30 protein-coding genes and 3 pseudogenes are annotated in these 24,326 nt (G+C 68.7%); 9 read left to right on the forward strand and 24 right to left on the reverse strand.

What is annotated here, in order from left to right:
• Positions 1-15 precede the first annotated feature (15 nt).
• The 5 genes from DIE11_RS16040 to DIE11_RS16060 all read right to left on the reverse strand — a co-directional run bounded on the left by DIE11_RS16040 (position 16) and on the right by DIE11_RS16060 (position 2,565).
• A complete protein-coding gene (locus tag DIE11_RS16040) occupies positions 16-225 on the reverse strand; it encodes a hypothetical protein (protein ID WP_124625423.1) in 210 nt (69 codons plus the stop codon).
• A 262-nt stretch (positions 226-487) separates the two neighbouring features.
• The gene (locus DIE11_RS16045; RefSeq protein ID WP_124625425.1) at positions 488-829 is read right to left on the reverse strand and encodes a DUF1488 domain-containing protein; all 342 of its coding nucleotides are present in this window, start codon (positions 827-829) and stop codon (positions 488-490) included.
• Positions 830-832: 3 nt separating this feature from the next.
• Positions 833-1,381: a type 1 glutamine amidotransferase domain-containing protein gene (locus DIE11_RS16050; protein ID WP_124625427.1), complete on the reverse strand. Its 549-nt coding sequence runs from the start codon at positions 1,379-1,381 to the stop codon at positions 833-835.
• Positions 1,382-1,683: 302 nt separating this feature from the next.
• Positions 1,684-2,049 (reverse strand): DUF3022 domain-containing protein, encoded by a 366-nt coding sequence (locus DIE11_RS16055; protein WP_059602873.1) that lies wholly within the window; start codon positions 2,047-2,049, stop codon positions 1,684-1,686.
• Between the two features lie 90 nt (positions 2,050-2,139).
• The gene (locus tag DIE11_RS16060) at positions 2,140-2,565 is read right to left on the reverse strand and encodes a hypothetical protein (protein WP_124625428.1); all 426 of its coding nucleotides are present in this window, start codon (positions 2,563-2,565) and stop codon (positions 2,140-2,142) included.
• A 132-nt stretch (positions 2,566-2,697) separates the two neighbouring features.
• Here DIE11_RS16060 and DIE11_RS16065 point away from each other — a divergent pair, with 132 nt between their 5' ends.
• Complete coding sequence (locus tag DIE11_RS16065; protein WP_059680902.1) at positions 2,698-3,054, forward strand: DUF3175 domain-containing protein; 357 nt, start codon at positions 2,698-2,700, stop codon at positions 3,052-3,054.
• A 45-nt stretch (positions 3,055-3,099) separates the two neighbouring features.
• Positions 3,100-4,422: a sodium:proton antiporter gene (locus DIE11_RS16070; RefSeq protein WP_124625430.1), complete on the forward strand. Its 1,323-nt coding sequence runs from the start codon at positions 3,100-3,102 to the stop codon at positions 4,420-4,422.
• 14 nt (positions 4,423-4,436) lie between these two features.
• Here the strand turns inward: DIE11_RS16070 and ligD are convergent, their stop codons facing one another.
• The 10 genes from ligD to DIE11_RS16120 form a co-directional block, all read right to left on the reverse strand.
• The gene (gene ligD / locus DIE11_RS16075) at positions 4,437-7,211 is read right to left on the reverse strand and encodes a DNA ligase D (protein ID WP_124625432.1); all 2,775 of its coding nucleotides are present in this window, start codon (positions 7,209-7,211) and stop codon (positions 4,437-4,439) included.
• A gap of 24 nt (positions 7,212-7,235) precedes the next feature.
• Entirely contained in the window at positions 7,236-8,261 is a 1,026-nt protein-coding gene (locus DIE11_RS16080) for a Ku protein (protein WP_124625434.1), read from the reverse strand.
• Positions 8,262-8,526: 265 nt separating this feature from the next.
• A complete protein-coding gene (locus DIE11_RS16085; protein ID WP_124625436.1) occupies positions 8,527-8,913 on the reverse strand; it encodes a DUF3022 domain-containing protein in 387 nt (128 codons plus the stop codon).
• Complete coding sequence (locus DIE11_RS16090) at positions 8,910-9,071, reverse strand: DUF1328 family protein (RefSeq protein WP_027792525.1); 162 nt, start codon at positions 9,069-9,071, stop codon at positions 8,910-8,912. Before DIE11_RS16090 ends, DIE11_RS16085 begins: the two co-directional genes overlap by 4 nt.
• A gap of 54 nt (positions 9,072-9,125) precedes the next feature.
• The gene (locus tag DIE11_RS16095; protein WP_059536983.1) at positions 9,126-9,314 is read right to left on the reverse strand and encodes a DUF3008 family protein; all 189 of its coding nucleotides are present in this window, start codon (positions 9,312-9,314) and stop codon (positions 9,126-9,128) included.
• Positions 9,315-9,384: 70 nt separating this feature from the next.
• Positions 9,385-10,818 (reverse strand): RNA polymerase factor sigma-54, encoded by a 1,434-nt coding sequence (locus DIE11_RS16100; protein WP_124625438.1) that lies wholly within the window; start codon positions 10,816-10,818, stop codon positions 9,385-9,387.
• Between the two features lie 251 nt (positions 10,819-11,069).
• Entirely contained in the window at positions 11,070-11,381 is a 312-nt protein-coding gene (locus DIE11_RS16105) for a hypothetical protein (RefSeq protein ID WP_059602383.1), read from the reverse strand.
• 50 nt (positions 11,382-11,431) lie between these two features.
• Positions 11,432-11,743 carry a hypothetical protein gene (locus DIE11_RS16110; protein ID WP_124625440.1) on the reverse strand — a complete coding sequence of 104 codons (312 nt, stop codon included), beginning with the start codon at positions 11,741-11,743 and terminating at the stop codon, positions 11,432-11,434.
• Positions 11,740-12,009, reverse strand: a complete 270-nt coding sequence (locus DIE11_RS16115) for a hypothetical protein (protein ID WP_124625441.1) — start codon at positions 12,007-12,009, stop codon at positions 11,740-11,742. Before DIE11_RS16115 ends, DIE11_RS16110 begins: the two co-directional genes overlap by 4 nt.
• Positions 12,010-12,202: 193 nt before the next feature.
• On the reverse strand, positions 12,203-12,505 hold the full coding sequence (locus DIE11_RS16120; protein ID WP_124625620.1) for a hypothetical protein: 303 nt from the start codon (positions 12,503-12,505) through the stop codon (positions 12,203-12,205).
• A 154-nt stretch (positions 12,506-12,659) separates the two neighbouring features.
• Here DIE11_RS16120 and DIE11_RS16125 point away from each other — a divergent pair, with 154 nt between their 5' ends.
• The 5 genes from DIE11_RS16125 (at position 12,660) to DIE11_RS16145 (ending at position 16,417) form a co-directional block, all read left to right on the forward strand.
• The gene (locus DIE11_RS16125) at positions 12,660-12,914 is read left to right on the forward strand and encodes a hypothetical protein (RefSeq protein ID WP_124625443.1); all 255 of its coding nucleotides are present in this window, start codon (positions 12,660-12,662) and stop codon (positions 12,912-12,914) included.
• 87 nt (positions 12,915-13,001) lie between these two features.
• Positions 13,002-13,433 carry a CBS domain-containing protein gene (locus DIE11_RS16130; protein WP_059605984.1) on the forward strand — a complete coding sequence of 144 codons (432 nt, stop codon included), beginning with the start codon at positions 13,002-13,004 and terminating at the stop codon, positions 13,431-13,433.
• A gap of 90 nt (positions 13,434-13,523) precedes the next feature.
• Positions 13,524-14,006 carry a PRC-barrel domain-containing protein gene (locus DIE11_RS16135; RefSeq protein ID WP_124625445.1) on the forward strand — a complete coding sequence of 161 codons (483 nt, stop codon included), beginning with the start codon at positions 13,524-13,526 and terminating at the stop codon, positions 14,004-14,006.
• Positions 14,007-14,284: 278 nt separating this feature from the next.
• Positions 14,285-15,580, forward strand: a complete 1,296-nt coding sequence (locus DIE11_RS16140) for an MFS transporter (protein ID WP_124625447.1) — start codon at positions 14,285-14,287, stop codon at positions 15,578-15,580.
• 54 nt (positions 15,581-15,634) lie between these two features.
• Positions 15,635-16,417, forward strand: a complete 783-nt coding sequence (locus tag DIE11_RS16145; protein WP_124625449.1) for a substrate-binding domain-containing protein — start codon at positions 15,635-15,637, stop codon at positions 16,415-16,417.
• 24 nt (positions 16,418-16,441) lie between these two features.
• Here the strand turns inward: DIE11_RS16145 and dctA are convergent, their stop codons facing one another.
• Positions 16,442-17,764: a C4-dicarboxylate transporter DctA gene (dctA, locus tag DIE11_RS16150; protein ID WP_124625451.1), complete on the reverse strand. Its 1,323-nt coding sequence runs from the start codon at positions 17,762-17,764 to the stop codon at positions 16,442-16,444.
• A 43-nt stretch (positions 17,765-17,807) separates the two neighbouring features.
• A complete protein-coding gene (locus DIE11_RS16155) occupies positions 17,808-18,731 on the reverse strand; it encodes a LysR family transcriptional regulator (RefSeq protein WP_124625453.1) in 924 nt (307 codons plus the stop codon).
• A 539-nt stretch (positions 18,732-19,270) separates the two neighbouring features.
• Here DIE11_RS16155 and DIE11_RS16160 point away from each other — a divergent pair.
• Positions 19,271-19,918 carry a UdgX family uracil-DNA binding protein gene (locus DIE11_RS16160; RefSeq protein WP_124625455.1) on the forward strand — a complete coding sequence of 216 codons (648 nt, stop codon included), beginning with the start codon at positions 19,271-19,273 and terminating at the stop codon, positions 19,916-19,918.
• Between the two features lie 74 nt (positions 19,919-19,992).
• A pseudogene (locus tag DIE11_RS37385) lies at positions 19,993-20,118 on the forward strand (divalent metal cation transporter); the annotation flags it as partial.
• A 121-nt stretch (positions 20,119-20,239) separates the two neighbouring features.
• On the opposite strand, the gene DIE11_RS16170 reads toward DIE11_RS37385, so the two are convergent.
• The 7 genes and pseudogenes from DIE11_RS16170 to DIE11_RS16200 all read right to left on the reverse strand — a co-directional run bounded on the left by DIE11_RS16170 (position 20,240) and on the right by DIE11_RS16200 (position 24,175).
• The gene (locus DIE11_RS16170) at positions 20,240-20,851 is read right to left on the reverse strand and encodes a hypothetical protein (RefSeq protein ID WP_124625622.1); all 612 of its coding nucleotides are present in this window, start codon (positions 20,849-20,851) and stop codon (positions 20,240-20,242) included.
• A 59-nt stretch (positions 20,852-20,910) separates the two neighbouring features.
• Positions 20,911-20,988: pseudogene (locus DIE11_RS37390) on the reverse strand (DUF4142 domain-containing protein); the annotation flags it as partial.
• Positions 20,954-21,619, reverse strand: a pseudogene (locus DIE11_RS16180) (SDR family NAD(P)-dependent oxidoreductase); the annotation flags it as partial. The pseudogenes DIE11_RS37390 and DIE11_RS16180, both read right to left, overlap by 35 nt.
• Before the next feature lie 112 nt (positions 21,620-21,731).
• Positions 21,732-22,298, reverse strand: a complete 567-nt coding sequence (locus tag DIE11_RS16185) for a hypothetical protein (protein WP_059605957.1) — start codon at positions 22,296-22,298, stop codon at positions 21,732-21,734.
• Positions 22,299-22,365: 67 nt separating this feature from the next.
• Positions 22,366-22,665, reverse strand: coding sequence for a DUF2795 domain-containing protein (locus DIE11_RS16190; RefSeq protein WP_124625457.1), 300 nt, complete (start codon positions 22,663-22,665; stop codon positions 22,366-22,368).
• Positions 22,666-22,711: 46 nt separating this feature from the next.
• Entirely contained in the window at positions 22,712-23,740 is a 1,029-nt protein-coding gene (locus DIE11_RS16195; RefSeq protein ID WP_124625459.1) for an SDR family oxidoreductase, read from the reverse strand.
• A 27-nt stretch (positions 23,741-23,767) separates the two neighbouring features.
• Positions 23,768-24,175: a BON domain-containing protein gene (locus DIE11_RS16200; protein ID WP_124625460.1), complete on the reverse strand. Its 408-nt coding sequence runs from the start codon at positions 24,173-24,175 to the stop codon at positions 23,768-23,770.
• Positions 24,176-24,326: the final 151 nt, after the last annotated feature.

Below are 24,326 nucleotides of genomic sequence, written 5' to 3' on the forward strand. Positions count from 1 at the left end.
ATCATGCATCGCGTGTCACGCGTCGCGGCCGGCGTCCCGCTGCACGCACCGGACGACCGTCAACCCGTCGGCGGTCAGCGCAGGGCGGCTCGTGCCGGACGCGTCCGGACGCATCACGATCAACTGTCGTTCCACCAGCGCGACGATGTCGTCGCGGTCGGTCTGGATCTGTTCCGGTGCGCGATGCACCAGGAACAGCGCGGCAAATTCATGGGCGGTCAGCATGCTTGTTTCCCCGTTGACGGCTTCGCACGATGCAGCGGCGGCATCGCGGCGACGCACGGCGCGAAACGGGCGCCGGTGACGGGAGAAGCATGCAGGGAGCGTGCCAGATCGTGGGACGCGGCCGCCCCGTTCGCGGCCGGCGCGCGGTGCGATGTGTCACCACGAACCGCGTGACGGCTGCTGCAAAGTTTTCAACGGCGTGTAAGCGAGCACACGCGCGGCCCGCGAGCCGGCCCGCGCCGGCGTCGCGCAGCCGCGCGGATTACGACTTCCTCGAACGGAACAGTCCCGCCCGCGCCGTTTTCCCCGCCGCCTGATCGCGCGCGCGGAAATAGCCGCTGTGCAGTTCCACGCCGCCCTCGCCGTCCGCGAGCACTTCCTCGCACGCGGCCTCGATGCGCGCACGGCCGCGCTCGAACGCGTCGCGCAGGTCGGCCTCGAGGGCGGAGCGCGCGCCGAAATGATCCTCGAGCGCTTCGACCGTGATCGCGCATGTGAGCGGCTTCCCATCGACCTCGACCACGAAGCGCATCTGCAGCGCCGCGCCGTCGAACTCGGGCAGCCCGTCAGTCAGCGTCACGTGATGGATGGAACCGGCGGGCATCGCTCAGGCCCCCCGCGACGCCAGACACTGCACCAGCGCGCCGTTGAATGCGGGCAGGTCGTCGGGCTTGCGGCTCGTGATCAGGTTGCCGTCGCGCACGACCTCCTGGTCCACCCACTTGCCGCCCGCGTTGCGGATGTCGTCCTGCAGGCTCGGCCAGCTCGTCATCGTGCGGCCGTCCACCAGCCCCGACGACACGAGCAGCCAGCCGCCGTGACAGATCGCGGCGATCGGCTTGCCCGCACCGACTGCCGCCGTCACGAATTCGCGCGCCGCCGTCACCATCCGGATCGCATCGCCGTTGACGACACCGCCCGGTAGCACGACCGCGTCGTAGTCGCCTTCGCGCGCATCGTCGAATGTATGGTCGACCTTCACGCGATCGCCCTTGTCGACGTGCCTGAGCCCCTGGATCTCGCCGGGCTTCTGCGAAATCACGTCGACCTGTGCGCCTTCGGCCCTGAGCGCGCGCTGCGGCTCGACGAGCTCGGCTTCCTCGAAGCCGTCGACCGCGAGTATCGCCACCTTGCAATGGTCCAGCTTGCCGATCATGGAGCGCCCTCCTGTTGATGTCGCGGCATCGGTCGTGCCGTGCCTGTCGTGCAGCAATCTGCGTGCCTGCCGCGCGCACGGGGACGCCACTGCACGCACCATCGCGTCCATGGGGCGCGACCCGCAATCCCCGAATGGCCTCACGCGCATGAGCCGCCGCGTGACGCGTAAGGCCCGACGTCACGCCGCGCCGCGCGCGTCTGCAAAGATTTCAAAGGGATGTAACGCGACTGCCCGCGACTGCCGCCCGGCGCCGTCATGCAAGGTCGCGCCAGTGGCGGGTCGCTAACGGCTCGACACGCTCACTGCAGATGACGCGCTGCGTCGAGCATCGCGTCGGTCAGCTCGACCGTCAGCGTCAAATCCTCGGTGACGTCGGGCAGCGTGTCGAGCGTGGCCTGCACGGCATCGTGCAACATCGCGTGCACGCGCATTCGGGCGTCGTCGTCGAGATCGACGTAGCGCTCCATCGTGTCGTAGTCGAGTGCGAGCACGACCGAGTGCCGCGCGGTATCGGGCGGCGCATCGGGCGCCAGGGCCCAGGCCGCATGAAACGTGATCCTGCCGGTCTCGATGTCGACATGCACCGTCGTATCGAGATCGTCCGTATCGACCTCGTCGGTGTCCAGTTCGGTCGGATCGAACGAGGTCCGCTGGTTCGAGTGCATCATGTCCTCCTGCGTGGTGGCGATGTGCCGCCCCGCGGCCGGCGCCCGCCATCGCGTCGCGCCGGTTACGCCGGCGCGCCGCCGTGATCGTCAGTAGCCGCTGGAACCGGCGCCGCCCGTACCGCCCGTACCGCCCGCGCCGCCACCGCCCGCGCCCGTCGCGCCCGCCCCTGCGCTGCCACCGCCGTTGGCGCCGCCGGTGCTGCCGCTACCGCCGGTGCCGGCACCGCTCGGGCCGCCCGGCTTGGTGCGCACATGCGGGCGCGCGTGCGAACGCATGGCGCGTGGCTCCTGCATGCGGGTCGCGGGCGGCGGCGCCGCCGTATTGCCATTCGACATGCTGCCGCCTGCGCTCTGTGCCGACGTGTCTGGCGGCGACAGGATCGGCGCCCCCGTGCCTTCGTCGGAACGCTGCGAATTCTGTGCCCACGCGGCCGGTGCGGCCGCGACGAGTGCGACGGCCGCGCATGCAAGGATCCGGCGCGCAGCGAATTTCGATTCGAATACTGGCTTCATGGAACGTTCTCCCTCGATGGAACCGCTGTCGTGGAATTTCCTGCGTCCCTGGTTCAGCAAGGCACGTGCCGTCAGCGCTGCGCGGCATGCGGCTTGCTGCGCAGGACCATCGATCCCGTACGGAGCCCTGTCATGCCTTCAGCTTCCGCTTCCCGTCCGCACGGCAAACGCGTGACGCGCCGCCCCGGCCGCGCGCGCAGCAACGATCCGCATCATCGCAAGCGCTGGTCCGCCGACGTCATGAAAAAGAGCGATGCGCTGGACATCGAACCCGAGATCTTCAAGTCCGACGACCCGGGCGAGATCGCGGCGTCGCTCAAGCGCTCGGCCGAACACAGCCGCCGCCGCAAGGCGCCGCCGTTCCAGTCGGCGATGTCGATGCTCAACTTCTATGTGAACCGCGCGGGCCGCAACCTGCCGAAAACACGCCGCGCGACGCTCGAACGCGCGAAGCGGAAACTGCGCGAGGCGTTCGGCCGCAAGCCGTGACGCTCCCCCCCAACCGCTCCGTATCGACCTGCTCCGCCTGCACGCATGCATGAAACGCTGTGGTATCTGATCATCGGCGCGGTGCTGATGGCCATGGGTGTCGCGACGTCGGCGCTGCGTCACCTGCCATGCAGCAGCGCGATGATCTATCTCGCGCTCGGCGTCGCGCTCGGCCCGTCCGGCGCCGGACTCCTGCATCTCGACATCGAACGCGACGCGCCGCTGCTGCGCGAGATCGTCGAAGTCGCGCTGCTGGTGTCGCTGTTCGCGATCGGACTGCGGCTGCGCGTGCCGCTGTCCGACAAGTTGTGGCTCGTGCCCTGCCGGCTCGGCCTGCTTGCGATGATCGTCACCGTGCCGCTGCTCGCCGGCTGCGCGGTGGTGACGCTCGGGCTCGGCTGGGGCCCCGCGCTGCTGCTCGCGGCGATCCTCGCGCCGACCGACCCGGTGCTCGCGCACGACGTGCAGGTGCACGATCCCGGCGACCGCGACCTGGTGCGCTTCGCGCTGTCCGGCGAAGGCGGGCTGAACGACGGGATCGCGCTGCCGTTCGCGCTCGCGGGCCTCGCGCTGTGCGGTGCGTCCGACATGCCGCACGCGCGGCCAGCGCTGTCGGCTGCGTTCGCGCTGGCCGCGCTGTGGGGCATCGCAGGCGCGGCCGCGATCGGCGGCGTGCTCGGCGCGTCCACCACCAAGGCGATTGGCTGGCTGCGCACCCGCCATGCGCAGGCGCTCGGATTCGAAGGCTTCTTCGCGCTCGCGCTGATCGTGCTGTCGTTCGGCGTCGCGCAGCTTGCGAATACGTTCGGCTTCATCGCGACGTTCGCCGCGGGCGTCGCGATGCGCCGCGTCGAGCATCGCGCGAGCGGCGGCCGGCGGCCGCGCGAAGTGATCGGCCGGATCGATTCGGAAGACGTGGTCGCGACCGAGAAGCATCCGGAGAAGGTGCACGCGTTCATGACCGAATCGGTGCTGGACTTCACGATCGAGCTCGAACGGATCGCCGAGGCGCTCATCATGACGATGGTCGGCAGCGTGCTCGCGACGCTATCGACGCCGCTCGTAACGTGGGGCGCAATCGGGCTCGCCCTCGTGCTGTTCGTGGCCGTGCGGCCGCTCGCCGTGTTGCTGACGCTGACCGGCTCGCGCGCGACCCACGCGCAACGGCGGTTGATGGCGTGGTTCGGGATACGCGGGATCGGCTCGTTCTATTACCTGCTGTTCGCGCTCGAACACGGGCCGTCCAGCGCGGTGCGCCCGCTCGCGGCGCCGGTGCTGGCCGTCGTGTCGGCGTCGGTGATCGTGCACGGTGTATCCGCGACGCCGCTGATGGCCTGGTATTACCGCCTGCAGCAGCGCCGGCGTTGACCGCGCCGGCGACGTCACGACGCGCCGAGCCGCGCGCGCATCTGCGCGGAGATGCGCTGCCGCGTGTCGTCGTAGCCTTCCCACGGATCGCGCTCGAGCCGGTCGAGCCGTTCGTGCAGCGTGTCGATCGTCCATTGCGCGCCGCCCGTCGTGTCGGGCACCTCGTCCCAACGCAGCGGCACCGACACGCCCATCCCGGGCCGCGCACGCGCCGAATACGCGGCGATCGTGCTCGCGCCGCGGCCATTGCGCAGGTAGTCGATGAAGATCTTGCCGCGACGATGACGCGGGCCCATCGTCGCGGTGAAACGGTCGGGCAACGCACCCGCGATGTGTTGCGCGACCGCGCGCGAGAAATCCTTCACGTCGTCCCATCCGAGGTGTCGCGTGATCGGCACGACCACATGCAGCCCCTTGCCGCCGCTCGTCTTGCAGAACGACGCGAGCCCCAGTTCGTCGAGCAGCCCGCACACGAGTTGCGCGGCCTCGATCATCGCGCTCCACGGCAGCGCGGGATCAGGATCGAGGTCGAACACGATTCGGTCCGGCCGCTCGATGTTCGACGCGTGCGCGTTCCACGTATGCAGTTCGATCGTGCCCATCTGCGCGGCACCAAGCAGCGCGTCGACGCTGTCGAGCGACAGCAGCGGACCGTGCCCTGGATCGAGCCCGGCGTGTTGCGTGACGAACGGGATCTCGCGGCGCTCCGCGTGCTTCTGGAAGAACAGCTCGCCGGCGATGTCGCCTGGCGCGCGCACGAGCGACACGGGTCGCCCCTTCAGGTCCGGCAACAGCCACGGCGCGATCCATTGCCAGTAACGCGCGAGATCGATCTTGCGCGTGCCGCTTCGCGGATCGAGCACGCGGTCGGGATGGGTGATGCGCACGCGGCCGAGCTGATCCGGGCCGGCATCGTTGCCCGCCGTGCGGGTGGATGCCCGTGAACGCGCGTGGTGCTCGCGGCCATTCGCCTCGTGAGCCGCGTGCGTGGTTCGATGTCGATCCATCGCCACCTCCGGTTCCGCATTTTTCGCATGTTTCGGCACTTCGCGGACGATCTGCGCGGCCGGCTTGTCTTCGCGCAGCGCGATGAATGCGGCCTGCCGCACGATGCCGTCGCCGGTCCACTCCGCGAATTCGCATTCGGCGACGAGCGTCGGCTCGATCCAGTGCACGCGCGTGCGCGAGCGTTCGCGCGGCGGCGGATCGAACGGCGCCGTTTCGCGCTCGTGCTTGCGCAGGATCGCGGCAAGCCGATCGAGCATGCGTGCGTCGAAGCCTGTGCCGACCCGGCCGACATAGCGCAGCGGTGTCGGCCCGCGCCGCCGCTTGCCGGCCGGCGCCGGTTCGTGCACGCCGAGCAGCAGCGCGCCGAAGCCGTGGCGGCTGCCCGACGGCTCGGAATAGCCACCGATCACGAACTCCTGCCGGCGTCGGCATTTGAGCTTGATCCACGCAGATGAGCGTCCGGGCCGGTAGCGCGAGTCCGCGCGCTTGCCGATCAGCCCTTCGAGGCCGGTATCGCATGCGCTCGCGATCAGCGACGCGACGTCGTCGCCGAGATCGGGCGAAAAGCGCAGCCGCGCGGGGTCGCTGTCGGCCAGCGGGGGTTCAAGCAGCGCGCGGCGCGCGGTGAGCGGTGCGTCCCGCAAGTCGTAACCGTCAAGATAGGGCAGATCGAATACGAACAGCGTGACCGCGTCCGAGCGCCCTGCGCCGAGGGCGTTCTGCAGCGCCTGGAAATCGGGAAGACCGTGCTCGCCGAGCACGACAGCCTCGCCGTCGAACCATGCGCCGTCGACGTCGAGCGCGGCGAGCGCGTCGCGTTGCGCGCGCAGCTTCGCGGTCCAGTCGCGGCCTTCGCGCGTCATCAGCTTCACATGCCGGCGTGTGCCCTTGCCCGCAATACGCGCAAGGATCCGGTAGCCGTCGAACTTCAGTTCGTAGCGCCAGTCGCCCTGCTCGGGCGGGCCGTCGACCAGCGTCGCGAGTTGCGGCGCGACGCGCTCGGGCAACGGCGCGCGCACTGCGCCTTCGATCCCGGACGGATCGGCCGGCGAACGGCCATGATCGTCGCGTTCGTCATGCCGCGCGCCACGTGCAGCGCGTTTCGCGGCCTTGTCGCCGCGGCCGCGCGGCACACGGCGCGTACGCGTGGCGCCGTCGGGCGAATCCGGCAGCGCCACCGCACCATCATGCACACTTCCCGGCCGCTCGCCGACGACGTCGAATTCGTCCGCGCCGCGCGCGTCGTCGTCGCGCTCCTTGATCAGCAGCCACTGCTCCTGTCGCCCTTGCTGGCGCCCGCTGCGCACGAGCGCCCAGCCGCCGTGCAGCTTCTCGCCGTCGAGCCGGAACGTGAGCTTGCCCGCGCGATAGCCGTCGCGTGCCTGCGCGACGCCGCCGTCGGGCGTCCAGGTGCCCTCGTCCCAAACGACGACCGATCCTGCTCCGTAATGCCCGGCCGGAATCTCGCCTTCGAACGACGCATATTCGAGCGGATGGTCCTCGACATGCACGGCGAGACGCTTCACCGACGGATCCAGGCTCGGCCCCTTCGGCACGGCCCACGACTTCAGCGTGCCGTCGAGTTCGAGCCGGAAGTCGTAGTGCAATCGCCGCGCATGATGCTCCTGGATCACGAAGCGCAGCGGATGGCCGGTGCGCGCACGCCCGCGCGCGGACGGTTTCGCATCCGACTTCGCACGCCGACGCCCGTGCGCGCCTTCAGGTTCCGGCGTCGCGCCGAAGTGGCGTTTGCGGCGATATGGATCGAGCTTGCCGGGCATTGCATCACCTCGCTTTGCGCGGCGTCATGCGGCGTGCTTGCGGCGCGCGGTGGCTTTCTTCACCGCATGCTCGCCGGTCGCGGCACGTTTCGCGGACGGCCGTTTCGCCGCCGCGGTTTTCGTGGCCGCGCCCTTCACCGCGGTTTTCGAAACCGACTTGCGGCGCCCGCCGCCGCGCGACGACGAGGATGCCCTATCGGTATTCGCATCCTCGTCGTCGCCCGCATCGCGCAGATCCGCCGCACGCGCCCCGCCGCCGCCCTTCAGGCTGCGCTTCAGCAGCTCGGTCAGGTCGACCACGTTGGTCGCCGCGCGGCTCGTCTGTGCGGGCCGCTCCTCGATCTCTTCGATCTTGCCCGCGCGCACCTTGCGCTCGACCAGCTCGAGGATGTCGTCGCGGAACGTGTCGTGATACTCGTCGGGCGTCCATTTGCCGGCCATGTCGTCGATCAGCTTCTTCGCCATTCCCAGCTCGCGCGCGGTCACGCCCGCGCCCTTCGCGTCTTCGGCCGGCACCGTCAGTTCGTCGAGGGGCCGCAATTCTTCCTGCCAGCGCAGCGTATCGAGCGCGAGCAGCGGCCCGACCGGAATCAGCGCCCCAAGATGCTGTCGGTCGCGCATCACCACGAGCGCAATGCCGATCTTGCCGCTGTCCTTCAGTGCGTCGCGCAACAGCGCATAAACCTTTTCGCCCTTGCGGTCCGGCACGAGGTAGTACGGCGTGTCGAGATAGAGGAACGACACGGCATCCTCGTCGACGAAGGTCAGGATGTCGACGGTCTGCGTCGATTCGGGGTTCGCCGCGCGGATTTCGTCGTCGGTCAGCACGACGTAGCGCTCCTTCTCGTACTCGTAACCGCGCACGATGTCCTCGCGCGTGACTTCCTTGCCGGTGCGCTTGTTGATCTGCCGGTAGCCGACCGGATCCATCGAGCGCTTGTCGAGCAGCCGGAACGACGGCTTCACGGTGCGTGTCGCGGGAAACAGCTGCACGGGCACATGAACGAGCCCGAAGCTGATCGCGCCTTTCCATATCATCCGCGGGGCCATGCCTGTCCTCCTTGCCGCTTGCACGCGCGCCTTGCGAACCGGCTCCCCTGTGCAACGCTCCGCGCGCTGGCGCGATTTCGCGCCGTCGGGTGGCGGTGGATTGCCGGATCGGGCAGATGCGTCATGCGCGCGCCCTCCTGTCGGTTCGATGAAGGACGGCTGCGTGCGTCACGGCGCGCACGGAGCCGTCACGGGAAACGAGCGAGCCGCCCGGCGCGTGCCGCGACGGCCCGCTCCGGTGTCACGGCGGGCTGCTGCCGCGACGTCAGGGCGCGCGAAGCGCGCGATCCAGCTCCTCGCGCGTCACGTCGAGCGCGACGCTGCATTCGATCTCGGCGTCCTCGACGCGCGGTTTCTGTTCATCCACCGCGCGCCGCGCCATGTCGCACACATGCGTCCGAACGCGCAACCGGTCGGCCGAGTCGAGAGACACGTACCGCGCGAGGACGTCCGGCTCGAAGCGCAGGTCCACCACGCAGCGCCACTGACGCGCGCTCGCGTCGACCGGCACCCGCACCCACGACACCTGGATCGTCAGCCGCCCGGACGCGTCGTCCGCATGCACGACGAGGGTCGACTCCGACGGAAATCCGTTCGCGAGCGCAGCTTCGAGTTCAGCGATGCGCTGCGAACGGTCGGGCGTGACCGTCATCGGCGCACGACGCCCAGCAGCAGCGTGACCAGGAAGATCACGACGAAGATGTAGAACAGGATCTTCGCGATCTCGGCCGCGCCGGCCGCGATGCCGCCGAAGCCGAACACGGCGGCGACGATCGCGATGATGAAGAAGATGATGGCGTATCGAAGCATGAATTCCTCCTGGAGTCCTGACGAATGGCGATCGTCGACGCGTGTCGCCGCCGATCAAGAATCGTGCTTGTGCCTGGGCTTGCCGTGGGCCGGCGTCGAAGCCATTTTTTCGAGTTCCTTCTCGCTCATCGACTTGGCCATCGACTTCGCAGGCGGCTTCAGGTCCTTCATCTTGGTGTCACCGCGCTTGGCCGACAGGGCGGCACCCGCGGCACGCTGCTGTGCCTGGGACTTGGCTGGCATGGCTTTCCTCCTCTCGGTGGTGCGCGCGGGCAGCGCGGTGCGCAGGCCGCGCGCGGTTCGAACGGCATCGTCATGCGGCGTCGCGCCGCCGCAGTTCAGCCGGCGGAATCTTCATCGCCTGGCGATACTTGGTCACCGTCCGACGCGCAAGAAGGATGCCGCGCCCCGCCAGATTCTGGGTGAGCGCGACGTCCGACAGCGGGTCGGAGTGGCGCTCGGCCGCGATCATGTCGCGGATCAGCACCTTCGCGGCCAACGCCGAGCACACGCCCTTGCCGGCTGCCTCCAGCTTGCGCGGGAAGAAATACTTGAACTCGAACGTGCCGTGCGGCGTGGCCATGTACTTGTTGCCCGTCGCGCGCGACACGGTCGATTCGTGCAGGTCGAGCGCCTCGGCGATGTCGCGCAGCACGAGCGGCTTCATCGCGATCTCGCCGTAGCGGAAGAAATCGCGCTGCCGCGCGACGATGCATTCGCCGACGCGCTGGATCGTGTCGAAGCGCTTCTGCACGTTGCGGATCAGCCAGCGCGCTTCCTGCAACTGCTGGCCGAGCGGCGAATCGTGCTCGCCGCTCGACTGCGCGAACAAGGTTGCGTAGCGCTCGTGCAGCCGCGCGCGCGGCAGCACGGCCGGGTTGATCGTCACGACCCATTCGTCGCGCACCTGGCGCACGATCACGTCGGGTATCACGTAGTCGCCGCGCGTGCTGCCGTAGTGGTTGCCGGGACGCGGATCGAGCGTGCGCACCAGCGCGCACGCGGCTTGCATCGTCGCCTGGCTGCAGCCCAGGCGTCGCTGGATTTCCGCCGTCTCGCGCCGCGCGAGCCGTTCGAGATGGTCGCGCGCGATCGCCTTCGCCGCCGCGAGCGCCGGCGTGCCGGCTGGAATCGCGTCGAGCTGCAGCACCAGGCATTCGGACACCGAGCGCGCGGCGATGCCCGGACGGTCCAGCATCTGCACGAGCCGCAGCGCCACCGCGAGATCCTGTTCCGACAGCAGCAGCGCCGGATCGGCCGCGACCAGCAGCTCGGCCAGCTCCTGACGCAGGTAGCCGTCCTCGTCGAGCGCATCGATCACGATGCGCGCAGCCTCGCGGTCGCGCTTGTTCAGCTGATAAAGGCGCAGCGCATCGTGCAGTTGCTGATGCAGCGACGGCTCCGCCGCCATCCACTCGCCGGGCGACAGGTCGCTCGCGTCGTCAGCCTGGCGGCTCGTGCCGCGCGGCGCCGGCGCCGCCGTATACGACACCTCGCCGTCAGGCGGACGCACGTCCTCGCGCTCTGGCGGCGGCTCGGGCGCCGCGGCTTCGGCGGTGGATTCGGGCACGTCGGCGGCGGCTTCGTCGTCGCCCTGGCCATCTTCGAGAAACGGATTCGAGTCGAGCGCCTGCCGCAGTTCCTGCTGGAATTCGAGCGAAGACAACTGCAACAGGCGAAGGGACTGCTGAAGCCTCGGCGTGAGTGCCAGATGCTGTCGCATCTGGAGCGCAAGCGTGACGGACATCGATGCCCTCCTGACGGTGTGCGGAATTGCGTGCAGACGCATTCATGCAGCTTCCATGCCAAGGGGGCGAAGCGCCGTCCGTCGCGGCTCTCGCGGGTTCGCACCCCGCCTGCGGCGGCCCCGGCTGCTGCCTTTTTTACAAGTGCCGGCAAGTTGGAGGCACGGAATTCGCGCCGGGCGGACGCACCGGCTGCGCGCCGGCGCGCCGGTGTATCCGCCCGCAGCCGCCGCACGACGTGCCGCACGTCACGTCAGTACTGCATCGGCGGCGGCGTGCCCGGCATCGTCCGGTCGCCCTGCGCGCCGTTCGGTCCCGGCGGCGGCACGTCGGCCGCCTCACCGCCGGCCGCGCCCGCCGGCATCGTGTTGTACGGCGACGGACGCGTGTCGTAGCGCGTGTTCGCGTCCGGCATCGTCGTGGTCGGCGACGCGCCATGACCGTCCGGCGGCGCCGGCGGAGCGCCGCGCGTGCCGTAAGTGGCCTGCGGTTGCGTGCATGCGCCGAGCGCGCACGCGGCGGCGAACGCACAGGCGCCCACACGCATCGACTGGATCGGCTTCATCGGAATCCTCCGTTGAATCGGTGGCGCCGGGCCGGCCGTGGCGACACGGCTCAGAGCCGGTTGAAATGGAAATCGCCGGCATACGCGGTCGGCGCGCGGCGCGCCATCATCGTGTCGAACTCGGCGGCGACGCGTGCCAGCGCACCACGTTGCCGCTCGATACCGGCCTGCTCGAGCGCCGCGAACGCATCGGCGTCGAAGGTGACGGTCAGCGACGCCGGATGGCCGTCGATGCGAAAGCCGAAACGCAGCGCGCCGGGCGGCTGCTCCTCGACATCGAACGGCATCGCCCGCGCCTCGAAATGGCGGCCGAGCGTCTCGGCCACGTCGCGCAGCATGCCGGGTTTCACGCGGATGCTCATCGTGGCCCCTCCTTGGATCGGGTGAACGCCACCGGCGGCACGCCCGTCGGCGACACGTGGATCGGCGGCTCCCGCGTCGGCGGCTCACGTTCCGGCGGCGGCTGCTCTGGCGGATCGCCTTCCGGATCGTGATACGGCTCGGGCGTGCCGGGCGGCAGGTCGTCCGGCGGGGGCGGTTGTGGGTCCGGCCCGACGTCGGGCACAGGCGGCTCGGGCCGGTGCATCGACTGAGCAGGGTTTCGGGTGGTGTCTCTGTTCATGGGCATTCGATCGTTGCGCTCTCCTCGCGGAACCGGATCGCGGCGCGGCGCGTTCGCCGCTCGATGCGCCAAGGTCCGCAAGCCGCATGCCGGCCTCTGTCGGCGCTTGCCGCGCGTCGACGCGCCAGCGTGCAGGCCGCCGCCCGGCGCGACGTGTCTTCGCTACACCGCGCGCTGCAATTCTTTCAAGACCATCGCGCTACCCGTCGTACGCAGCCATCACGAGCCACAGCTCGTGGTCGTCGTCGCGCACCCGCGCGGCGAGCGCATACGGATCGGTCGGGTCGCACGCGCGCTGCAGCGCGAAACGCGCCGGCTCCGTCGAGCCGAACGTCTCGTCGAGCGGCCTCACGTCGGCCTTGCCTTCGAACATGCGGCGATCGGGCCGGTAGATCAGCGGCTCCTGCTTCCACGTGATGAAGTGGCTTTTCACCGACTCGAACCCTCCGCCACATACGTTGACTTCATAGCGCACGCCTGGCCGCCGTTTCGGAATCGTCATCGTGCCCTCCCGCTTGATGTGCGCATGCGTGCGGCGCGTGGCGCGCCGTGGTGTCGTCGTTGCCGCCGACGCGGCAAGTCGCGTGCCGTCCGGATGCAGCGGGCACGGCCGTTGCGCGAAAACCGCCTCATCGTCACCGACACGGAGCCCTGCCATGAAGGATTCGACCCGTTCCGGCCGCGACGCGCCGGCGCACGAACCGCGTCCCGCCCCGTCGCCGCCGCTCAAGGACCAGGACCACACGAAAACGCGCCACTCGGAGCGGCATATCGACAAGCAGCTCGAGGACACGTTCCCCGCGAGCGATCCGCCCGCGACCGGCGGCATCACGCGCATCGAGCCCGACACGCCGCCGGGCACGCACGATGACGGCCCGTGGCAGGACCCGGCCAGGCGCCGCGACGCATGACCGTCGGCGATTCGACGGACACCCGTGCCGAACGGCACGCCGCTTGCTGAATCGCACGGCCCCGCTTCAAGCCGCCAGGAGGACTCCATGCAACGCGTCAACGAAATCATGTCGCAGGACGTCGTGCACATTGCGCCGACCGACTCGATCCGTCATGCGGCGCAACTGATGGAGCGCTACGACATCGGCGCGCTGCCCGTGTGCGACAACAACCGGCTGATCGGCATGGTCACGGACCGCGACCTCGCGGTGCGCGCGATCTCGGCCGGCAAGCCGCCAGAGACGCGGATCCACGAAGTTGCGTCAGGCCCGATCGAATGGTGCTTCGAGGACGATCCGCTGGACGAGATCCAGCACTACATGGCCGACGCGCAACTGCGCCGCCTGCCCGTCGTCGATCACGACCAGCGCCTCGTCGGCATGCTGTCGCTCGCGGACATCGCGACGCGCACGGCCGGCCCCGCGCGCGACGACGTCGCGAACACGCTCGAAGGCGTGTCGCAACCGAAGCGTACGTGACGGGGCGATCCTCGCCCCGCCCGACAACCCGCGCGACCCGCAGGGCCCATCCCGGGCACGGCCGCGCTCCACGCAACCAGGAGGACAACCATGCAGACTTCCGATCGAGGACAGACGCGCATCATCGGCAAGGGCGCCGCGACGGCGGCCGGCCCAGGCCCCGACGTGATGGCGGCCGACACGCTGGAAGGCGACAAGGTCTACACGACCGATGGCGACGACGTCGGCAAGATCAAGGACATCATGCTCGACGTGCGCTCGGGCCGCGTCGCGTACGCCGTGCTGTCGAGCGGCGGCCTGCTCGGCATCGGCGACAAGCTGCTCGCGATTCCATGGAGCGCACTCACGCTGGACACCGAACGCAAGTGTTTCCTGCTGTCGGTGTCGTCCGAGCGGATCCGCAACGCGCCGGGCTTCGACAAGGATCACTGGCCGGCGATGGCGGACCCGCAATGGGCCACGCCGCTGCACGAGTTCTATGGCAGCACGCCGTACTGGAGCGCGGGCGACGAGCTCGGGCTCACCGATCCGACCGAGGAACTGAATGATCCGCGCACGCGCGGGCGGCATTGACCGTTCGTGATTTGCCGGTGGTTCAGGCGACAGCCCCGCGAATGCGGGGCTTTTTTTGGGGCTTTTTGACGGATCCACGAGGCGTGCCGATCCTTTGAGGCCGGCGTCGTCGGTCGCCGGCCGTGCGCGACTGGCGTAGCGCGCCGCCCGATTGATAACCAAACAACATCAATCCTTCCGAAAATCGCACTTATCGTTTTCTCGTCTTCGGGTGAAGATTGCCGAAACGACAATCGATCGCTCCCCGCGCATTTCCCGCATTTTCTGGAGACACCCTGATGCACCCCTCGCCCAGCCTTCCGACCGGACGTTCGAAGGCCGCCGCGGTATTCCGCGTGACGGCCGGCAACTTCCTCGAGCAGTTCGACTTCTTCCTGTTCGGCTTCTACGCCACCCAGATCTCCGCCGTATTCTTTCCCGCCGCGAGCGAGTTCGCGTCGCTGATGATGACCTTCGCCGTCTTCGGCGCGGGCTTCCTGATGCGGCCGCTGGGCGCGATCGTGCTGGGTGCGTACATCGACGACGTCGGCCGCCGCAAGGGCCTGATCGTCACGCTGGCCATCATGGCAAGCGGCACGATCCTGATCGCGTTCGTGCCGGGCTACGCGACGATCGGCCTGCTCGCGCCCGCGCTCGTGCTGGTCGGGCGCTTGCTGCAGGGCTTTTCGGCAGGCGCCGAGCTCGGCGGCGTGTCGGTCTATCTCGCCGAGATGGCGACGCCTGGCCGCAAGGGCTTCTACACGAGCTGGCAGTCTGCCAGCCAGCAGGTCGCGATCGTCGTCGCGGCAGCCCTCGGCTTCGCGCTCAATCAATGGCTGAGCACGTCGGCCATCGCCGCGTGGGGCTGGCGCGTGCCGTTCTTCGTCGGCTGCATGATCGTGCCGTTCATCTTCATGCTGCGCCGCAACCTCGAGGAAACGCAGGCGTTCAAGGCCCGCAAGCATCGTCCGGGCATGAAGGAAGTGTTCAGTACGCTGGCGCGCAACTGGGGCGTCGTGGTCGCCGGCATGATGCTGGTCGCCATGACCACCACGAGCTTCTATCTCATCACCGTCTACGCGCCGACCTTCGGCAAGACGGTCCTGCACCTGAGCACGGCCGACAGCCTGCTCGTGACGCTGTGCGTCGGCGTGTCGAACTTCGTGTGGCTGCCGATCGGCGGCGCCCTGTCCGATCGCATCGGCCGCCGGCCGCTGCTCGTCGGCATGACGCTGCTCGCGATTGCGACGGCCTATCCCGCGCTGTCCCTGCTCGCGCATGCGCCATCGTTCGTCAACATGCTGCTCGTGCTGCTTTGGCTGTCGTTCATGTACGGGATCTACAACGGTGCGATGGTCGTCGCACTGACGGAAGTGATGCCCGTCGAGGTGCGCGTGGCAGGCTTCTCGCTCGCCTACAGCCTCGCCACGGCCGTGTTCGGCGGCTTTACGCCGGCCATCTCGACGGCACTCATTCACATGACCGGCGACAAGGCCGCCCCCGGTTACTGGATGAGCCTCGCCGCGGTGTGCGCGCTGCTCGCGACGTTCGCCCTGTATCGCCGGCGGACGGTCACGCTGACGCCGGCGCACTGAAACCTCCTCATGCCGAACGACCTGTCCCGACTCCATACGGCCAAGACCACGACCATGAAAAACCTGCTCCTGAAACTCTGCGCCACCGCGCTCGTCGCCACCTCGGCGGTCACGGCGAACGTGCAGGCCGCCGACCTGCACGTGATGAGCTCGGGCGGCTTCACCGCCGCCTACAAACTGCTCGGCCCGCGGTTCGCGTCCCACACGGGCAACACACTCGATACCGCGCTCGGCCCGTCGATGGGCAAATCGCCTGAAGCGATTCCGAACCGGCTCGCGCGCGGCGAGCCGGCCGACGCCGTGATCATGGTCGGCTATGCGCTCGACGATCTGATCCGGCAAGGCAAGGTGATCGCCGGATCGCGCGTCGAGCTGGCCGATTCGCGCATCGGCATGGTCGTGCGCGACGGCGTGGCGAAACCCGACATCAGCACCGCCGAAGGCCTCAAGCAGGTTCTGCTGCATGCGAAGTCGATCGCCTACTCGGACAGCGCGAGCGGCGTCTACATCGAGCGGGAGTTGTTCAGGAAGCTCGGCATCGAGGACCAGGTGAAATCGAAGGCGACCATGGTCCCGCGAATCCCGGTCGCATCCGTGGTCGCGAACGGCGACTACGAGATCGGCTTTCAGCAGGTGAGCGAACTGCTGCCCGTGAAGGGCGCGACCTTCGTCGGGAAGATTCCCGAGTCGCTGCAGTCCGTCACGCGCTTCGCGGCCGGCATCCCCGTCGGCGCGCACCACCCGCAGGAAGCGAAGGCACTTCTCGACTATCTCGCGTCGCCCGACGTGCAGGCGGAAGTGAACTCGACCGGACTGGATTCCGTTTCCGCACATTGAGCACGAACCACGGGAAGGTGCGCGTCAGACCGCCTTCCCGTCGGGCCCGGTGCCGGCATCGGATTCATCCGCGCCATTCGGGTCAGCCGGTTCGGTCGCATTCAGCATCCGCGCGAGCCGCGCACGATCGCACGCCCCTTCCCGCATCGAAACGAAGATCACCGCGCACGCGTTGCTGATCACGCTCGTCAGCGCACGCGCCTCGGACATGAAGCGATCGATGCCGACCAGAAGCGCGACGCCGGCAACCGGCAGGTCGGGCATCACGGCGAGCGTCGCGACGAGCGCGACGAGCCCGCTGCCGGACACACCGGCCGCGCCCTTCGACGTCAGCAGCATGATGGCCAGCATCGCCGCGATCTGCGGCGCGGAAAGCGTCACATCGCACGCCTGGGCGATGAACAATGCCGCGAGCGTCAGATAGATTGCGGTGCCGTCCAGGTTGAACGAGTAGCCAGCCGGCAGCACGAGCCCCACGACGCCCTTGTCACAACCGAGCGACTCCAGCTTGACGATCAGCCGCGGCAATACCGGTTCCGTGGACGACGTCGCGAGGACGATCAGCAACTCCTCGCGGATGTAGCGCAACAGCCGCCACAATGCGAAACCGTGCAACCGCGCGAGCGGCGCGAGCACCAGCGCGACGAACAGTCCGCAGGCCACGTAGAACGACACCATCAACCGTGCGAGCGAGCCGACCGAGCCGATGCCGAAGCGGCCCACCGTGAAGGCCATTGCGCCGAATGCGCCGAGCGGGGCGAGCCGCATGATCATCGCGAGCACGCGAAAGACGATCTGCGCGACGCCGTCGATCAGCGCCAGCACGGGCCGCCCGGCCTGCGGATACGCGTTCAGCGAAAAACCGAACAGCAGCGACAGCAGCAGCACGGGCAGCACCTCGCCCTGCTGGAACGCCCCGAGCATCGTATCCGGGATCACGCTCAGCGCGAACGCGATGAGTCCGCGCGGTTGCGCATGCTGCGCGTATTGCGCCAGAACGCTCGCGTCGAGATGGCGCACGTCGACGTGCATGCCGGCGCCGGGCCGCAGCACGAACGCGGTGACGAGCCCGAATGCGAGCGCGGCGGCGGTCAGCAGGTAGAACAGCACCAGCGCGCGGACGATCGTGCGCCCGATGGCCTTCCCGTTCGTCAGCGACGTGATGCCGGAGACGATCGTGCAGAACACGATCGGCGCGATCATCATCCGCACGAGACCGACGAATGCATCGCTGAGCGGCTTGAGCGACGCGCCTGCCGACGGCCAGAAGTGGCCGACGCTCACGCCGAGCGCCATCGCCAGCAGAACCTGCACGTAGAGCGAATGCAGCGGTCTTCCCAGCCTCACGGTGTGGTCTTCCTCGATGTTCCGGTCGTATTCGTCGCATGCATTACTTCGATGCATCGCTGTGTGGCGCACCGCCGCGTCTGGCGTCGACGATCGCCCGGTGAAACTCCTCCGCGGCCGGCGTCAGCGGGCGTCCACGCCGTTTCACGATGCCCACCCGGCGCTTGACCGCCGGTTCGACGAGGGGCACGCTCGTGAGCAGCGGATGGTCGTGTCCGGGCATCGCCATCGACGGTACCGCGGCGACGCCGAGCCCCGCCTCGACCAGCCCGAGCATGGTCGTCACGTGGCGCGTCTCGCACACGCTCGGCGCACGCGGCGCGACGCTCGTCAATGCCTGATCGAGCAACAAGCGATTGCCGGATGTCTTGTCCACGGACACATACTCGTACTCGTAAAGCTCGTTCCAGGTCACGCGCTTCTTGCGCGCGAGCGGATGATCGCGCCGGCACGCAGCAACGAATCGCTCCTGCAGCAGCAGCTTGAACTCGACCTCGGACTCCTGGCTGCCCATGAAGCTCACACCGAAGTCGGCCTCGCCGCTGATGACGGCACTCAGCACCTCGTTCGCGCTCGCATCGAGCAGCTTGACCCTGATGCGCGGAAAGCGGCGATGATAGCTCGCGATCACGTTCGGCAGAAAGTAGTAGGCCACCGACGGCACGCACGCGATCGTCACGTGACCGAGGCGGCTCGACGAGACGTCGCGGATGCCGAGCAGCGCGACGTCGAGATCGTCCAGCAGTTGCTCGGCGCTCGGCGCGAACACGCGGCCGACCGTCGTCAGCGTGACGCTGCGCGTCGTGCGCTCGAACAGACGCACGCCGAGCGCTTCCTCCAGTTTGTCGATCCGGCGACTCAACGCGGGCTGCGAAATGCTGATCGCCTCGGCGGCCTTCCGGAAGCTTCCCAGCTCCACCACCGCGCGAAACGCCTGCAAGTCGGTCAAATCGAAGTTGATTCCCACGGGCCTGGTCTCCGCATCTCTGATGCCGGGTATTTTGCACGATTCGGACAAGCACACCCAGCCGGGAAATGCCCGGCTGCGACGCGCCAGCCGCGCCGCCGTATCGCATGCGGCGGGCGAATGCGCTCGGCACGACGACGCCCGATGCCGTTTTACATGTGCCGTGTAAGGCGCCCGATCGGCCACGCCTGATCGTCCGCGGCCACTCGCCGGTTCCGGACAGGTGCGGCGTCCGCGGCACGGCCGCGCATCACGGCAGCACGTCGCCGGCGCCCGCATCGTCGTAGGGGTCGAATTGTATCGCGGCGCTCTCCCGTAACCGGATGCAGCCCCCGGCGCCAACTGCACACGCGTTTCAACTGCATGCGGCACGCCGGTTGCTGTACGAAGTGCACAGCGTCGATATGGGAACCGTCAATGCGCGCACTGCCGATATTCCAACCCGGACAGGCCTTCGATCCGCTGGCCGCCCACCGGCGAGCGCGCCGTCGTGCGCACGCCGACGCGAGCCCGGCGCCGACGGGTGCAGAAAGCACCGCATGATGCGCGAAGCGTCCGCAAAGCGCGCGGCGCTCTCGCTCGTCGCCGACGACGATGCACCGGCCACGCTCGACGCCTGCCGCCGCTGCGGGCTGTGGGAACATGCGACGCAGCCAGTGCCCGGTGCGGGGCCGGCTGACGCGCGCATCATGCTGGTCGGCGAGCAGCCGGGCGACCAGGAAGACCGCAGGGGTATCCCGTTCGTCGGCGCGGCAGGCCGCATGCTCGACCGCGCGCTCGATGAAGCCGGGATCGAGCGCACGTCCGTCTATCTGACCAACGCGGTCAAGCACTTCAAATGGGAGCCGCGCGGCAAGCGTCGGCTGCACAAGACGCCCGCGCAGCGAGAGGTCGCCGCGTGCCGCTACTGGCTCGAACGCGAACTCGATGCGATCCGCCCGCGGGTGATTGTCGCGCTCGGCGCGACGGCACTGCGCGCGGTGCTGCAGGACAACGAAGCAACGCTCGAGCGCACGCGCAAGCCGGTTCGCTCACCCGACGGCTGTTTCGTCGTCGCAACCTATCACCCGTCCTACGTGCTGCGCACGCGCGGCGCCGATTCGCGCGAGCACGCATACCGGACGCTCGTGGACGCGCTGCGCACTGCGTCACGCCTCGCGCGCGGCGCAGCAGGGGACGCCGAATGAGCGGCCCGCGCGGCAACGACGCGGCGCGGGAAACCACGACCGCCGCATCCACCGGTCAGCCGTGGTACCGACGGCTGTCGCAGCGACGCGATGCGGCCGGCCAGCCCGGCAGCGGCATCGCATCGAACGTGTTCGGGTGGCTTGCGGGCGTGCTGATGGCGGGATCGGTGATCGTGATGGCCGTGGACATGCTGACCTGATCGGAACGATGTGGTTGCGTCAGCAACCATTCAAGCGGGGAGGACCGGGACGGCAGAGCAACGATATCGGACAGCCGGGCGGCCGCGCAAGCAGCATGGCCCGGTTGCCCGATCGGCATGGTTACATCATCTTGCCGCGCGACTTTTCGGCACGCGCCGCATCGGCCGCCGACTCGACCTTCTTCACTTCCTCCGGCGGCGGGAGCACCGCCTTGAAGCCCATCGATTCGATCCACATCTCGCGCGCCCAGCCGCGAGTGTGATACAGGTGATGGTCCTCGTCGGCCTCGACTTCATCGTGTGCAGCCTTCAGTGCCTTGGCCGCGTCGCCGTCGCGCAACTGGTAGGCCGCATAGCCGATCAGTTCCCAGTTCAGGTGATCCTTGGTTTCGGCCAGCACCACGCATTCGGCCGCGACGACCTGCGCGACCGCCGGCTCGGCCTGCTTCCTCGCCTGCTCGATCACCTGGACGAGCGACTTGCCGGTCGCCTCCACGGCGGCGCGGCCCGGCGACTTCGTATCCGGGTCGAGGCCGAGTGTTTCGAATACCTTGCGCAGCACGTCCTGGTGATGCATCGTTTCGCGGTGGTACTTCTCCCATTCCTTGTGCAGGTCCTCGTCGGTCGCGCACTGGAGCGCGGCCTCGTAGATCTTCGCGCCGCCAAGCTCGGTCTCGTATGCCTGGCAGAGCAGTTCGAGGATGCCTGCATGCTTCGATTGTCGTTGGGCCATGACTGCTTCTCCGAAAGAACGGACCGCCCACGCGGCCCTGGGGTTGAAACGGACGCGCGTTACTGCGCGCCCACCTTGCGCTGGAGCGCCTCCGCCATGCTGAGGTGATGCCTGCGTGTCGGCAGCGTGGATGTCGCGCTCGGCCAACTCGATCGACAGCGAGCGCGTGAACGCGACGATCGCGCCCTTGGTCGCCGAGTAGTCGGGCAGCTTCGGGCTGCCGTGATACGCGGTCACCGACGCGGTATTGACGATGCGCCCGCCCGCCTTCATGTGCGGCAGCGCGGCCTGCGTGCAGAACACCATTCCGTACAGGTTCGTGCGGAACGTGCCTTCGAGCTGTTCCTCGGTCACGTCCTCGATGCCCTGCTGCGGATGCTGTTCGCCAGCGTTGTTGACCAGCACGTCGAGGCGCCCCAACCGCTCGACCGTGCGCGCGACCGCGTCGCGTGCCTGCCGGCGGTCGCCGACGTCGCATGCGATCGCCTCGCAACGCCGCCCCGCCTGCTCGATCAGGCGCTTCGTGTGCGCGGCATCGTCCGATTCGTTCAGGTACACGATCGCGACATCCGCGCCCTCCTTCGCGAAACCGATCGCGACCGCGCGGCCGATCCCGCTGTCGCCGCCCGTCACGAGCGCGACCTTGCCGGCCAGCTTGCCGCTGCCGACGTAATCGGCCGCTTCGTCGCGCGGCTTCGGATGCATCTCCCGCTCGCGGCCCGGCTTTTGCGTCTGCGTCTGGGGCGGCGGTGTCCTGGCGATGGTCATGGGTTCCTCCTTGAACGGGTGTCGCGAATGCATCGCAAGCGGCGTGCCGTGTACCGCGCACCGGCCCGCGCGGCGGCACGCCGCGCTGCAGGCGCAGGCGAAAACGACTCGTTCAGCGCGGGCGGCCCTGCGTGGTGCCGTCCGGCCGGCGCACCGGATCGAAGTCGCGCCACTCGCCGTCGTGCCAGTCGCCTTCGACGCGCTCGATCGATTGCGCGCCGGTCGCACGCAGCACGTCTTCCGCGGCGGCCGCGTTCGTCGCCGTCACGCGTGCGGCCAGAATCACGCCGGTTTCGGTATGTGCAAGCGTGCCTTTGCCTTCGGCCTGCTCGCCGCGCATCCGCCCGAGCGCGCCGCCGAATGCGCCGAGATACGCACCGGCGAGCGCGCCGGCGGCCGGCACGAACCAGTAGTGCACGCCGAGCGCATAGACGATCAGCCCGACGATCGCGCCGATCAGCAGCCCGCGCAGCGCGCCGACCATCGCGCCGCGGCCACCCGGCTTCGCGGCCGTATCGGCATATACGTCGCCGCCGATCGGAAAGCGCGCGTGCTGGCCGCCCGGGTTCAGGAAGAAGATCGACACGTCGTCCGGGCCGAACGCGCGCTCGTAAAGGTGGCGCGCACCACCTTCCGCTTCATGGAACGTCGTGAAGCGTCCTGCGACGATCATCGCCATGTTCGTGCTCCTCGTGACCATAAGCTGCCGCACACGCGACGGCGTGCGCGACGCGACGTGGCGGCGCTCACATCAGCCGCCCGAGCTCCTTCGATACCGATGCCGGCGTGCCATATTCGCGATCGGGTATCTGCCTGAGCATGTCGATTACGCGCGGGTCGGCGTGCGAGCGCTCCGCGCACTGGACGACTTCCGACTTGCTCGCCGGATAGTCCATCCCCTTCACCGCCTTCTGCACGTCGACCGGGCCCGGCGCCTTGCCGTGCCCCGTCTGGTGGCCGCCCTTGTCGTGGTCCTGCTGCGTGCGCTCGCCTTCGTGCGCGCGAGCGTGGCTGTATTCGTGGCCCGTATGTTGTCGGGATGACATGTAAACCTCCTTCGAATGAGAAACCGGGATACGGAAAGGAACGCGGTTACGTCGAGGCACGCCGCGCACGTGCCAGCGCGGCCACCACGAGCGCCGCGGCGCCAAGCGCGACCGCACCCGCGACCTTCGGCTGCTGCACCACCGCGTTGTACGCACAGCCGCGCAGCACGGGCCCTTCCATTCCTTCGCGCTCGTGCAGCGCATGGCGGGACTCGTACAGCGCGTTGTCGTCGCGCGGGCGCGCCGGTCGCACCGTGCGCTGGCCGCGCGAGAACAGCGTGGCGGCGACGCGATCGAACAGGCGCGGCGCGTGATAGGCGCTGGCCGACGTCAGCTTCGCGGCGCCGCCGACGAACAGCGCGCGGCGCGGGTGCGCGGCGGCGAACAGGATCGCGTCGGCGACGAGGTCCGGGTCGTAAATCGGCGGCGGCAGCTTCGCCTCGACGTTCATGTAGTTCTTCGCGTGCATCACGAACATCGTGTCGATCGCGGCCGGTTTGATGAGCGTGACGGACACGGGCAAGTGATCCGACTCGATCTCGAGGCGCAGCGAATCGGTGAAGCCCTTCACCGCGTGCTTCGACGCCGCATACGCGCTTTGCAGCGGCAACGGCGCATCGGACGCCTCGCTGCCCATGTTGATGATCGCGCCGCCGTGGAAATCGCTCTTGCGCCGGAAATGGTCCGACGCGACGAGCGAGCCGTGCACGACGCCCCAGTAGTTGGTGTCGAACAGCCGGCGCTGATCCTCGAGCGGCACGGCCGCCGCCGTGCCGAAGATCGACACGCCCGCGTTGTTGACCCACGTATCGAAGCCGCCATAGGTATCGACCGCTTTCGCGGCCGCGCGTTGCAGGTCCTCGAGAATGCCGACGTCGCCGGCGACCGGCACCGCAAGGCCGCCGTGCTGACGGATTTCCTCGCACAGCGTGTTCAGCGCGGCCTCGTTGCGCGCGAACAGCACCAGCTTCGCCCCGCGCCGTGCCGCCTTGCGCGCGGTGACGAGGCCGATGCCGCTCGTGGCGCCCGTGATCACGATCGTCTGCTCGCCGACCGGTTTGAGCATGCAGTTCATCACTGGACTCCTTCTACGAGGCCGAAGTTATTTCGGGCGGATCGTCAACTGGTTGCGCACGTCCTGCACGCCGTCGATCTGCTTGACGACGCTGACGGCCTGCGTGCGCTGCTGTTCGTCCGGCACGCTGCCGGTCAGCATCACGATGCCGTGGCGCGTCTTCACATGAATGTCGCCGGCCGACAGGCCCCTCGTGCCGACCAGCTCGGCTTTCGCCTTGGTCGTGATGGTCGCGTCGCGGATCTTCGTACCGGTGCTCGAATGCGTCGCCGACGACATGGATGACGATGCCGTGCCGTCGTCGCCTGCGGCGAACACGTTCGGCGCGACGGCGATACAGGCAGTGGCCGCGGCGATCGCGACCGCCATGCCGAGACGCTTCGCGGCACGACGGCGGAATCGCGGAGCGCGGGCTTGCAACGGGAATACCTTCATCGTGACCTCCTGTCGGGTGATGCCGGCATGGCCGGCGGACATCCGGGTGGCGCAAATCGCGTGCCGCGCGCAATACGCGGCGCGCACGCGCGACGCGCTGACCAGACGCCCTTTCATCCAACGCGTTGTAATTTTTTCGGCACGGGGGCGG

Origin of the sequence: Burkholderia sp. Bp9012, from assembly GCF_003853825.1 — a bacterium.
In the GTDB taxonomy this organism is placed as follows: Bacteria; Pseudomonadota; Gammaproteobacteria; order Burkholderiales; family Burkholderiaceae; genus Burkholderia; species Burkholderia diffusa.